Origin of the sequence: Bartonella sp. 11B (genome assembly GCF_002022625.1) — a bacterium.
Taxonomy (GTDB): Bacteria; Pseudomonadota; Alphaproteobacteria; order Rhizobiales; family Rhizobiaceae; genus Bartonella; species Bartonella rochalimae.
Map to the genome: position 1 here is coordinate 1,346,284 of NZ_CP019783.1, position 11,658 is coordinate 1,357,941.

The following is an 11,658-nucleotide window of genomic DNA, read 5'->3' on the forward strand; positions in this document are numbered from 1 at the left end:
CTTTTCAAAGACATAATTCAAAGTAATCTCAATTTCGTAAATCTCGCAAAGTTCGTTTTGTCATAAGGTTAAGCGTTTTTAATAATCTTCTCTTCCCTACCCCCTACATAATTACAACTGTATCTTTGTCATAAGCGTAAACATTTTTAGTCCCGTAGATAGGTAGTTAGACATACTAATAATGCTATAAACTTTTCTATCTCTATAAATCTAACAGAAACCATCTCAGTTATTCCCTCCCGATAACCAAGAATATCATAAGTTTCAATATATTACCCTTCTGAAAAATCCAAATACGATATATGATTTTATATAGTCATTTTACTTTCTTTACTCGAACACCAAAGATACTCTAATAGTTTTATTCACCATTTCACGTGGTGGTGGAGGAAACATGTCAATACGTTTAAGTGCTGTCATAGCCAACCAATCAAGTTCCCGATTACCAGAAGAAAGCATAATACGGCTGGCAAAAATACCTCCTTGTTCATGCACTTTAAATTCTAACTGCACGACTCCTTGTGCACTACTAATACGCTGTCCTATAATGTAACTTTTTTGTTTTTCTAACTGTATTTGTACCTTTGCTAACCAACGTTCTGATAATGCACTGTCAAATGCCATTATATGATTATCCCTACTTTCAGAAAATGAATGTGCTTTTTTTTCATTACTTTTCTTCGCTGTAACATTCAGTGTTGATGATCGCTTTTTTATAAAAACTTTACGATTTATTTCTGATGGAGAAGATTTTTCCAAAGGTTTCAACACTTTCAAATCATTTTTTTCTGCGATAGACTGCAACTCTTCCGTAATCTGCCCCTCTTTTGATAGAGAATTTTCTGATTGAACTTTACTGAATTCTGATTTTGATATTTCTTCTTGTTTTAAAATATCAAACTCTACTATTTCTGTATCTAAATTAACATCGGAGTGCATAATCTCTGGTACAACAATTAACATAGCCATCGGTGAGAACATAAAATCATTCATATAAATACTTTTAAAATAAAATCGTGCTCCTATTCCAATATGTAAAGCAAAAGAACACAAAAAAGCACCTATCCAAAGAGCTAATACTCGCCCAATACTTACACTCTTCATCATCTCATCTACCACCATTCTAAGCTAAATAATCGAAGCTCAGTTCTATTAAAACATGTCATCTTTAAAGCACAACTTTTTTCTTGACGATTTTTATCATGTTTAATATGATTATATTAGTAATTAAGTGTTTAGCTTACCAATTATGTGATTACAGTGTGTAATTAGTAAGATGAATATTTTTTGTGTGTGTTTTATATACGAAAACTTAGGTAGGGGGTGTTTTTAAGAAAAATGATGGTGAACTATGCGAATAAAGCGAAATATCTATAAAAAGTATATGATTTCAGGTATGCTCTCAGTTTGTATACCTTCATTTGTTTTTGCACAAAATGGTAATAATAAGGATTCTATAACTAAACTTAAACCAATCGTAATTGAAAAAAAAATAGAAAATTCTTTGAATAAAGCGACGGTTTTGACTGATCGTGAAACTACCCAAAATATTGATAAAAAACAAATAAATGATATTCACGATATTAGCCATCTTAATCCCTCTATAAACTATAATACAGATAATAACAGTTTCGTAATTCGTGGTTTAAATGCCAATCGTGTTTTAACAACAATAGATGGTGTTCCTCTTCCATGGTTGAATGATGGAGTACGTGGTATTAAAGGTGGAAGTTCTGCATTTGCTTTTAATGCGCTTTCTACAATTGATATTATTCGTGGTTCAGATTCTAGTTTTTATGGTTCTGGTGCATTAGGCGGAATTATTGCCTTGCGTACTCTTAATCCTGAAGACCTCCTTACAAAAGAAAAGAATTGGGGAGCCCTTACAAAAGGCAGCTACAATTCTGCTGATAAAAGTTGGCATGTAAATCAAGCTTTTGCAGTGCGTGCTAACCAAACCTTGCTTCTTTTTCAGGGCTCTCGTGCAGAAGGTCATCAACGTAAGAATATGGGTACTGTAGAGGTTGATGGAGATAAACGCACACGCGAAAATCCTGCTGATTTTGACAAAAATAATCTGCTCTTTAAAGTCCATCAATATCTTAATGATAATCATCGATTTGGCTTTACAGCAGAACGTTTTTCTTACAACAAAGACACTCATTCATTGAATGCTTCAACTGAAATATTTTCTCCAAAATCTGTTTATAATGAGAGGAATACACGTCGTAAACGTTTTTCTGTTTCTTATGATTATAACGGCAATGGAGATGCTGTTTTTGATGCATTTCATGGGCAACTTTATTGGCAAAAGCAATCAAATAATCATATCTTAAATGGATATCGCATACAAATGCCCAAAGGAGATTATTTAAGAGATAACTTTATGCGCAATACGGATTATGGCTTTAACACTTATAGCTTTAAAAAAGTGGATATTGGTTCTATGAGTCATAAGTTAAAGTTTGCTGCAAATGTTTTTGCATCTAAATTTCATCAATATGCATCAGGTAAAGATAATTGTCATTTAAGAGGCAATGAGCGTGGGTGTGTATTCCTAGGTACAAATAAATCAGATGCACCTGACACAAATAGCCAAGGTTTTGGTCTGACTCTCGAAAACGAAATAGGTTTTTCTAATAATAACCTTCGTTTTATCCCCGGAATACGTTATGATTGGTATAAACATATCCCTCAAAGAACACCTGCTTTTGAAAAAGCATTAGGTTCCAGGATAATGCCTGAAGAAAGTAGCGGCTCACATTTTTCTCCTAAAATGCGGATAGAATGGAATGCTAATAATCAAGTATTATTTTATACTCAGTGGGCGCAAGCTTTTCGCGCGCCGAGCGTTTCGGAGCTTTACTTAACCTTTGTCAAATCTCCTTTTTACTATATGATTGGAAATCCTGATCTTAAACCAGAAACCAGTAATGGATATGATATTGGTGTACAATACAATAACATGCATTTAAATGGTTCTTTCAGTGTTTTCACCAATGAATATAAAAACTTTATTGATGTTATAGATAAAGGACCTTCAAAAGAATTTATGTATGCGCGCAAACATTATGTAAACCGTGCGCATGTGCGTATTTCTGGTGTCGAAACGAAAGCACATTTCACCTTGATGAATGGCCTTTATAGTAATTTTGCCCTTGCTTATACACAAGGAAAAGATCTCGATAAAGATGAATATCTCAATTCAATTCCAGCTTTTAAAACAGTCTTTGGATTGGGATATGAAAAAGAACTTTGGGGAACAGATATTATACTGACTTTGGCTGCTAAGCGTGATAAAGTAGAAGGAAATTCTGATTACAACAAAATTCCAGGCTATGGTGTCGTTGATATATTGGGTTGGTGGAAACCTTTCGGTGAGAAAGGCCCAATTATAAGAGCTGGTGTTTATAATCTTTTTGACCAAAAATACTGGAATGCAGCTGATCTACCTTCCCCTTCTCCTATTCCTAGACGCCAATCGTTACCACCAAAAGATTATTTTAGTCAGCCTGGTCGTAACTTTAAGATATCTTATGTACAAGAATTTTAATTATTGTTGTCAGTCTTTAAACTATTGAGGAAATTATAATTGATAAAAAGGTATGTTATTGCATTTTAATCCTTACTTTATTCTAACCCAAAATTTGGGAAAAGGATTGTAAATATTTTTAATTTATCAGATTCAATTTTTATTATTGATAGGGGCAATTGATTGACAAGCTGAGCCATTGTTTACAATGGCTCAGCATAATTTTTTAAAATGAAGTAAAATTGACTCTAAATAAAGTAAGGAAAGCCTATGTCTTATACAGCTGAAATGATTATAAAAATGCGTGAAGAAAAAAAAGATATGCGTAATCGTGATTTTGCTAATTCGATTGGTATATCTGAAGCGGAATTCATAGCAGCATATCGTACAATTGGAAAAGCAAAAAGATTAAAAGTTGATATTCCTACTCTCCTTGAAAATGCTCCTAAAATTGAAACCGTTATGGCATTAACACGCAATGAATATGCTGTTCATGAAAAAACAGGATGTTTTGAAAAAATTGTTCTGAATGAACATATCCCTATGACATTTGGAGAAATTGATTTGCGGATTTTTCCCCAAAAATGGGAATTTGGTTTTGAATATGAAATGATGGTTTTTGGAAAGCCGACAAAAAGTTTACAATTTTTTGATCAATATGGTACCGCTATTTTTAAAGTCTATTCTAAAGACATGACAAATATGGAACAATGGAATATACTTGTTGAAAAATTACTTCATGAAGATCAATCATCTGCTCTTCATATTCCTCCAACTCCTGCACCTATACAACACAATACAGAAAATTTAGACATTGAGAAATTTCGTGATCGTTGGAGAAACATGACTGATGTGCATCAGCTCCATGAAATTACTTCCGAATTTAAAATTGGTCGGCATGATGCTGTAAAACATGCTAGCAACGAGTTTACTAATGAATTAAGTGCAGAATCCATTGAAATGATGCTGAATAAAGCCGTTGAACAAGAAATACCAATTATGTGTTTTGTTGGTAATAAAGGCTGCATTCAAATTTTCAGCGGTCCAATTAAAAATATTAAACAAATGGGACCTTGGCTCAATATTCTTGATGACAACTTTCATTTACATATGCTTATTTCTGGTGTTAACAAAGTATGGCATGTTCGCAAACCTATAAGTGAGGGTTATGTTAGTTCTCTTGAAGTTTTTGATCAAAATGGTGAAATGATTGTCCAATTCTTTGGTCTAAGAAAAGAGGGTCAAAAAGAATGCGAAAAATGGCGCTCTTTACTAAATGATTTGCCTTTGTACCAAGAGACAAATATTACTTAAAGGATAAGACCTAGATATGTTGAGACCTTTTTTGCATAAACTATCAGGCCTTTCTCTTTTATATTTGTTGTTGTTCTTTACTTGTTTCTCTAAACAAGTAATGGCTGAACTGACAACAAGTTTTCCTGAAAATGCCCGAATTATTTCCATTGGTGGTGCTCTTACAGAAACTGTTTATGCATTAGGGGCTCAAGATCAACTTGTTGCTCGTGACAGCACAAGCATCTATCCACAAGCTGCACTCAAACTTCCTGAACTTGGGTACATGCGCCATCTTTCTCCTGAAGGTATTTTATCTCTTTCTCCAGAAGGTATATTACTTATTGAAGGAAGCGGTCCTCCTTCAACAATTGAGATTCTCAAAAAAACATCAATACCTCTCGTAATCATACCAGAAAACTTTTCACGTGAAAGTGTCATAGAAAAAATTCGCCTTGTTGGTAAAGCTCTACATCGAGAAGTTCAAGCAGCTAAACTGATTAAAAAATTGAACAATAACTTTATAAACAATGATATGCTTTTAACAAAAATAACTAAACCAAAACGCGTTCTTTTTATTTTTTCATTACAAAACGGAGGTGTTATGGTATCTGGAACAGATACTGCAGCTGATGGTATGATCAAACTTTCAGGAGGTATAAATGCCATTTCTGATTATAAAGGATATAAGCTTTTAAATAATGAAGCTTTATTAAATTCAAATCCTGATTTCATATTGTTTGTCAATCACAATGGAAATTCAACTAAAATTGATACAATTTTAGCTATACCAGCAATTCAAGCAACACCTGCAGCTAAAAATCATGCTATTAAACAAATAGATGCCATGTATTTTTTAGGTTTTGGTCCACGCACTGCAGAAGCATCAAAAGAGCTAATTAATATGCTTTATGGCACAGAACAAAATGGCAAGAGTTGATAGAAATGGTTAAGCATATTTCTACAACGCACATCTCTGAAATAATAGACAATACAAAAGTACCCCCCACAAATCGAGGAAAAATTGCGCTATTAATTTTAATAGTAATTCTTATCTTCAGTATTTTTAGTGGACTATTCAGTGGTGCATCAAATGCTTCTCTCATTAATCTCATTCATGTAATTCTTACGCAAAATTTTTCAGCAGCTAGCAAGACGTATGACTACCTTATCCTCATTGAGATCAGATTACCTCGTATTATCTTAAGCTCATTGGTCGGAGCCGCTCTCGCTGTTTCTGGTGTTCTTATGCAGGGACTCTTTCGTAATCCTCTCGCAGATCCTGGAATCGTAGGTGTATCAGCAGGTGCAAGTCTCGGCGCTGTATTAACCATTGTTATTGGTATTTCCTTCCCACCTTTCTTTATTCCTTTTCTAGAATCTTACAAAATTGTCATAGGTGCATTTCTTGGTGGACTTTTATCAACAATGATTCTCTATGTAATAGCAACACGACACAGTTTTACCTCTATTGCAACGATGCTTCTTGCAGGCATTGCTCTTAGTGCTTTCAGCAGCGCTATTGTTGGAAGTTTAATTTTTACTGCTAATGATCAACAATTGCGTGACATTACTTTTTGGAATCTTGGTTCCCTTTCGGGTGCTACGTGGTTAAAAGTTTGTCTCATTTTACCTATTGTTTGGATTGGCTTGCTTTTTTCTCCCTTTTTATCACGTGCACTTAATGCACTCGCACTCGGAGAAGCTGTCGCTCAACATATTGGTTTTCATATTCAACGGATTAAAAACATTGCTGTTTTACTTGTTGCTCTAATGTGCGGAGGAGCAGTTGCTGTCAGTGGTGGAATTGGTTTTATTGGTATTGTTGTTCCACATATTCTACGTCTGCTTATTGGTCCTGATCACCGCTATCTCATCCCTTGTTCAGCTCTCTTAGGAGCAGTATTACTGACTTTTTCTGATACCTTTGCACGTTGTATTATTGCTCCAGCAGAATTACCCATTGGAATTGTCACAGCACTTTTTGGTGCACCTTTTTTTCTTTGGATCCTTATATACCAACGAGGAATAAATTTTTCATGATTGAAGCGATCAATGTCTGTATTCAACGCAGAAAAACAAATATTCTGAAGCATATTCACTTTCAAGCTAAAAGTGGCACCCTCACCATCATTATTGGTCCAAATGGCTCTGGAAAAAGTACCTTTATACAAGCGCTTAGTGGAGAAATTCCTTATAATGGTAAAATGACCCTGAATGGCCATGATATTAAACAAACAAAAGCAAATAAAATGGCAATGATGCGTGCAGTTTTGCCTCAATCAACAACACTAGCATTTCCATTTTTCGTTCATGAAGTAGTAAGACTTGGTCTTTCTATCAACCAGATTAACATCACAAAAGCTCAATTTAAAAACCTCCCTCAAAAAGCTTTAAAACGTGTTGGTCTGGCAGACTATGAAAACCGATATTATCACCAATTATCTGGTGGTGAACAAGCTAGAGTCCAGCTTGCCCGTGTTCTTTGCCAAGTATGGGAGCCTATTTATAATGGAGTTGCTCGTTGGCTGATATTAGATGAACCCATTGCCAACCTTGATATACAACATCAGCTTATTGTCATGAATATTATAAAAAATTTTGTTCGTTGTGGTGGTGGCGTTCTTGCTGTTCTACATGATCTCAATCTTGCCGCTCACTATGCCGATAAAATCATACTATTAAAACAAGGAGAAATTTGTTGTGAAGGAGATGCCTCCACTGTTTTAACAACAGAAAATCTGCGTAAAGCTTATAATTGCTCGCTCACAGTTTCCGAAATACCTAAAAAAAACATCCCTTTTATATTACCACAAACAGCATCTCATTTATAACATATATAATACAACGGCTTTTCCTGATGACTTTATTGTCTGAAAAGCGAAACTGCCTTTCAACAGGGGCATTGAACATGAAGAGGATGCCCTCAAAGAATATAGCTTTATCTATGATAGAGAAGTTACATGTGGTTTCATCCCATATCCTACAATCGAAATGGCCAGTGCAAGCCCTGATGGTCTCATAGGTGAGAATGGGCTCATAGAGATTAAATGTCCCCAATCTGTAAACCACCTTCGTTTCTGGATGACAGAAAAAATCAAACCAGAATATTTAGCATAAATGCAATTTCAAATGGCTTGTACAGGACGTCAGTGGTGTGATTTTTGAGCTATGATCCCGGGTTTTCAGGACAATCTGCTCACTTACGTCTCAAGGTTCAGCGGATCCATCGCAATGATGAACAGATAGAATCCATCAATCAAGCAGTGGAAGCATTTTTAAAAGAAATCGAACAAGATATCAAAAAGATTACAGCTCAAGCGGCTTAAAGTTATGGGGACGCTCCAGCCATCTCCCTCCAGCGTCCCTGCCCTTTCCTAACAACTTTAAAAACATGCGTGCTTCACGCCACAGGCGAATTGCATCTCAATTAAAGGAGAAAAACATGGCACACCGCCTTCCCACCATAACTCAACCCGCTATTGTTCGCGCCTTGCAAGAAGCAAAAAAACAAGGATGTGAACTCATAGAAATTAAACCATCTGGAGAGTTATTAATTCATATCAATAAAACTGTAGTATCACCAACAACAAATGATGTGTATAGCATCAATAATTTTCCTTCACTTGAAAACGAGCAAGAAGAATTTCGTACTAACCCATCTTGCCTTTCTGTTGATGGCATAAAATTCTAACCATGCCAAAGCGTCGTCCACCACATCTTGTGCGTGAACGTACACGCCATGGTAAAATCATATGGTATGTCCGTATTGATATGAACAACGTCGCAGAGTGCATGGAACCTATGGAACACAAGAATTTGTTGACAATTATACGCTTGCTCTGAAAGACGCGCAAAATGGCTCCTTAAAAACAATAAGACGCACAAGACTTACGGAAGGGTCTTTTGATTGGTTGTTGCATCAATATTTACAAAGCATATCATGGCACAACCAATCAGAATCCACTAAAAAAGTTAAGCACAGGATTCTGAACAATGTGTATAAACATATTGGTGATCGCACGTATACGCATATAAAAGTATAGAAAAACATCATATTCTTGATGCTGTAGAAAGAAGATGTGCAACACCTGCAGCAACAAAACATTTCTTAACGGCTTTGAATGGTCTTTTTAATTGGGCGGTTGAGAATGCTCTGTTAAACAGAAATCCTGCTCTGAATATTAAAGCACCAAAATCCTTGAACGCAGAAGGTTTCGCTCCACGGCTAGAAGAAGACATTGAAAAATACTACTATTGCTAGACAAGAGGAACACATGAAGGCGTCTGGATTGATGTTCTTTTATATACAGGCTTACGCCGTGGTGATGCCGTTCGGATTAGGTGGAAAGATGTAACAGATAATATTATTCATCTCAAAATAGAAAAGAGCCAATTTAAAACAGATGTTTTTCTTCTGATTTTACTAGAACTTGCAGAAACTCTTAAAATTGGTCCCGTAGGTGATGAAACATTCATTTGCGAAAAGGGTGGAAATAAACTTGTAAAAGAAAACTTTGGCAACTTATTTCATGAAGCGTGTAATCAAGCGGGAATCAAAAATCAGCCTATGGATTAAGAAAACTAACAGCAACACGTGCTGCCAATGCTGGTGCTACAGCTTCACAACTCAAGGCAATTTTTGGCTAGACAGAAAATAGCATGGCATCCCTCTATACTAAAACAGCGGATAGGAAGCACCTCGCAATAGAAGCAATAAAAAAGCTTCAAAAAGATTCAGGATAAAACAGAAAAAACATAATAAAATCAATGGAGTCAAAAACCCTTAGCTTTTAGATAACCCATTGATTTTATTGATACTTGGCGGAGAGGAAGAGATTCGAACTCTCGAGAGCCTTTTGAGCCCTACTCCCTTAGCAGGGGAGCGCCTTCGACCACTCGGCCACCTCTCCAATTAAGGTGCATAAACAGTATCAATAAAAAATTCAAGATATTTTCGATTTTTTTCAAAATATCTGAAATTTTAGTTCTAATTGATTGGATTAAATTAAAAAATAATGAATGTTTGTGTCTTTTTTATCACACAAGAATAAATAGTACATAAATTACTTTTGACAAGGTTAATTTATATTTGTATCTCAAAATAAAGGTTCGTATAGTTAACATTATGTAATGTTTGGCTTAGTTCTCGCGTATTTTTTTAGCAAGCGGACATAATATATAACCTTTATACACTCTATAAATAAACCCAATACACACTCTTATAATTAAAACCGACTGGAGATCATTTATGAATATTAAAACCTTCCTTCTAAGTTCTACATTAGCTCTTTCTGCAGTTTCTGGATCTCAAGCGGCTTCAACTGTCCCAGCAAAACCTGAACCTATAGAATATGTACGTGCTTGTGATGCGTACGGTCCGGGATATTTCTATATTCCTGGAACAGAAACATGTATTCGCGTATCTGGTAATGTCCGCGCAGATTTTACAGGTGGTGACAATGTTAATGCAATAACCGATGCGGATTTAGCAAATGGTAAAAAAACTTATCGCACAAATTCACGTTTAACCCTTATTTTCCAAGCTGCTTCTGAAACAGAATTAGGAACGCTTCGTTCATATGCGGAAATTCGCTCACAATGGAGCAAAGGAAAGGATAGTTCTGGTGGTCAACTTCGTGCTGCTTATATAGAAATTGGTGGCTTTCGTGTAGGTCTTGATAGCACAATTTTCGACAGTTGGACCGGTGGTTATGGTAAAGTTATCAATGGCGATAGTATAGCACCAGCAGGTGATATACGCACGAATACTATTTCTTACACTTTTAATGCTGATTCTGGTTTTTCCGCTATTGTTGGAGTTGAATTGGGTAATGCGTCAGGTCCTGCTCTTAAAACAAACGCTGGTAACAGTATCGAATACTATTACATCGATAAAGATAGCAAAATTGTTCGTGTTGATGAAACAGATCTCCCAAGTAAACAAACAAAAGACTATAACCCTAATATCTTATTTGGTATGAAATTTATGCAAAAATGGGGTGGAGCCTCAACTGTTGTCGCTTATGATGCTTATTACAAAAAATGGGCTGCTAAAGCACGTGTAGATTTGAATATCAATGATAATTTAAATCTTTGGGCAATGGGAGGCTATAAAAATAACCTAGATTACTATAGAGTAGATACTGTAGAGGATTCTAATAATGTATTGTCGCGTCAGAATACCACCATTTATGCAAACTGGGGTGGTAAATGGGCAGCGTGGGCTGGTGCAACTTACAAAATCAATCCAAAAGCAAATTTGAATGCTCAAGTGTCTTATAGTGCTATAAAAACTTTCGCAACATCCGTTAATGTTGCATATAAACTGATTCCAGGATTTGTTATTACACCTGAACTAACCTACATTTCTTGGAACGATGACCGTACTTTCAAAGGTAAAGCGAATAGTGATACAAACTATAGTAATGCTTTGAATGGAAAAAGTGCTTTGCAAAGTATGATTCGTTTCCAACGTTCATTCTAATTTCTTAAAAAGAAAGCTTATAGACACTGGTAACCTAGGTTACCGGTGTCTTTTTTACTAATAATATTTGTAATAATCATAAATCTCTTGCGATCTTGCATTCATTGATAGTCCTCAATAAAAGAACAATTTTATTATATATATTAAAGGCGCTCTACTAATAATAGAGCTATACTTTTTGCATCAATAAATTATTTATGAAGTAAATCATAAGAATATACTTTCTACCTATACTATTTTGCTAATATTGTATGTTAATGACTTATAATTTTTCTTGATTCTATTCAAAAAACATTTCAAAATTATTCAAAATACATCTTTGCAATTGACAATATAGGTATTTCAG

Annotated in this window: 8 protein-coding genes, 1 tRNA gene and 2 pseudogenes; 9 read left to right on the forward strand and 2 right to left on the reverse strand. The window is 35.2% G+C overall.

All coding sequences use genetic code 11. The annotated features are described in order from the left end of the window. Positions 1-330: 330 nt before the first annotated feature. Positions 331-1,107, reverse strand: a complete 777-nt coding sequence (locus tag Bho11B_RS05825) for an energy transducer TonB (protein WP_245289098.1) — start codon at positions 1,105-1,107, stop codon at positions 331-333. Between the two features lie 244 nt (positions 1,108-1,351). Between Bho11B_RS05825 and Bho11B_RS05830 the strand changes: the two genes are divergently transcribed. The 8 genes and pseudogenes from Bho11B_RS05830 to Bho11B_RS05870 all read left to right on the forward strand — a co-directional run bounded on the left by Bho11B_RS05830 (position 1,352) and on the right by Bho11B_RS05870 (position 9,571). Further along, on the forward strand, positions 1,352-3,553 hold the full coding sequence (locus Bho11B_RS05830; RefSeq protein ID WP_078673888.1) for a TonB-dependent hemoglobin/transferrin/lactoferrin family receptor: 2,202 nt from the start codon (positions 1,352-1,354) through the stop codon (positions 3,551-3,553). Positions 3,554-3,802: 249 nt separating this feature from the next. Continuing rightward, positions 3,803-4,846 carry a hemin-degrading factor gene (locus tag Bho11B_RS05835; RefSeq protein WP_035007061.1) on the forward strand — a complete coding sequence of 348 codons (1,044 nt, stop codon included), beginning with the start codon at positions 3,803-3,805 and terminating at the stop codon, positions 4,844-4,846. 16 nt (positions 4,847-4,862) lie between these two features. Continuing rightward, on the forward strand, positions 4,863-5,765 hold the full coding sequence (locus Bho11B_RS05840; RefSeq protein WP_078673889.1) for a hemin ABC transporter substrate-binding protein: 903 nt from the start codon (positions 4,863-4,865) through the stop codon (positions 5,763-5,765). A 5-nt stretch (positions 5,766-5,770) separates the two neighbouring features. Beyond that, on the forward strand, positions 5,771-6,868 hold the full coding sequence (locus tag Bho11B_RS05845) for an iron ABC transporter permease (RefSeq protein ID WP_035007057.1): 1,098 nt from the start codon (positions 5,771-5,773) through the stop codon (positions 6,866-6,868). After that, on the forward strand, positions 6,865-7,659 hold the full coding sequence (locus Bho11B_RS05850) for a heme ABC transporter ATP-binding protein (protein ID WP_035007056.1): 795 nt from the start codon (positions 6,865-6,867) through the stop codon (positions 7,657-7,659). The genes Bho11B_RS05845 and Bho11B_RS05850 overlap by 4 nt, the downstream gene beginning before the upstream one ends. A 67-nt stretch (positions 7,660-7,726) precedes the next feature. Beyond that, positions 7,727-8,154: pseudogene (locus Bho11B_RS05855) on the forward strand (lambda exonuclease family protein); the annotation flags it as partial. Positions 8,155-8,270: 116 nt separating this feature from the next. Further along, positions 8,271-8,519: a hypothetical protein gene (locus tag Bho11B_RS05860; RefSeq protein WP_078673890.1), complete on the forward strand. Its 249-nt coding sequence runs from the start codon at positions 8,271-8,273 to the stop codon at positions 8,517-8,519. Between the two features lie 2 nt (positions 8,520-8,521). Further along, positions 8,522-9,571, forward strand: a pseudogene (locus Bho11B_RS05870) (tyrosine-type recombinase/integrase). A gap of 76 nt (positions 9,572-9,647) precedes the next feature. Here Bho11B_RS05870 and Bho11B_RS05875 read toward each other — a convergent pair. Continuing rightward, a tRNA-Ser gene (locus Bho11B_RS05875) sits at positions 9,648-9,738 on the reverse strand. Between the two features lie 338 nt (positions 9,739-10,076). On the opposite strand from Bho11B_RS05875, the gene Bho11B_RS05880 reads away from it, so the two are divergent. Further along, the gene (locus Bho11B_RS05880) at positions 10,077-11,312 is read left to right on the forward strand and encodes a porin (RefSeq protein WP_078673891.1); all 1,236 of its coding nucleotides are present in this window, start codon (positions 10,077-10,079) and stop codon (positions 11,310-11,312) included. Positions 11,313-11,658 lie beyond the last annotated feature (346 nt).

Excerpts from the sequence above, each read along its gene's own strand:
- Bho11B_RS05840 (WP_078673889.1), top strand. The coding sequence starts at position 4,863 with ATGTTGAGACCTTTTTTGCATAAACTATCAGGCCTTTCTCTTTTATAT.
- Bho11B_RS05835 (WP_035007061.1), top strand. The coding sequence starts at position 3,803 with ATGTCTTATACAGCTGAAATGATTATAAAAATGCGTGAAGAAAAAAAA.
- Bho11B_RS05860 (WP_078673890.1), top strand. The coding sequence starts at position 8,271 with ATGGCACACCGCCTTCCCACCATAACTCAACCCGCTATTGTTCGCGCC.
- Bho11B_RS05830 (WP_078673888.1), top strand. The coding sequence starts at position 1,352 with ATGCGAATAAAGCGAAATATCTATAAAAAGTATATGATTTCAGGTATG.
- Bho11B_RS05825 (WP_245289098.1), bottom strand. The coding sequence starts at position 1,107 with ATGATGAAGAGTGTAAGTATTGGGCGAGTATTAGCTCTTTGGATAGGT.
- Bho11B_RS05880 (WP_078673891.1), top strand. The coding sequence starts at position 10,077 with ATGAATATTAAAACCTTCCTTCTAAGTTCTACATTAGCTCTTTCTGCA.
- Bho11B_RS05845 (WP_035007057.1), top strand. The coding sequence starts at position 5,771 with ATGGTTAAGCATATTTCTACAACGCACATCTCTGAAATAATAGACAAT.
- Bho11B_RS05850 (WP_035007056.1), top strand. The coding sequence starts at position 6,865 with ATGATTGAAGCGATCAATGTCTGTATTCAACGCAGAAAAACAAATATT.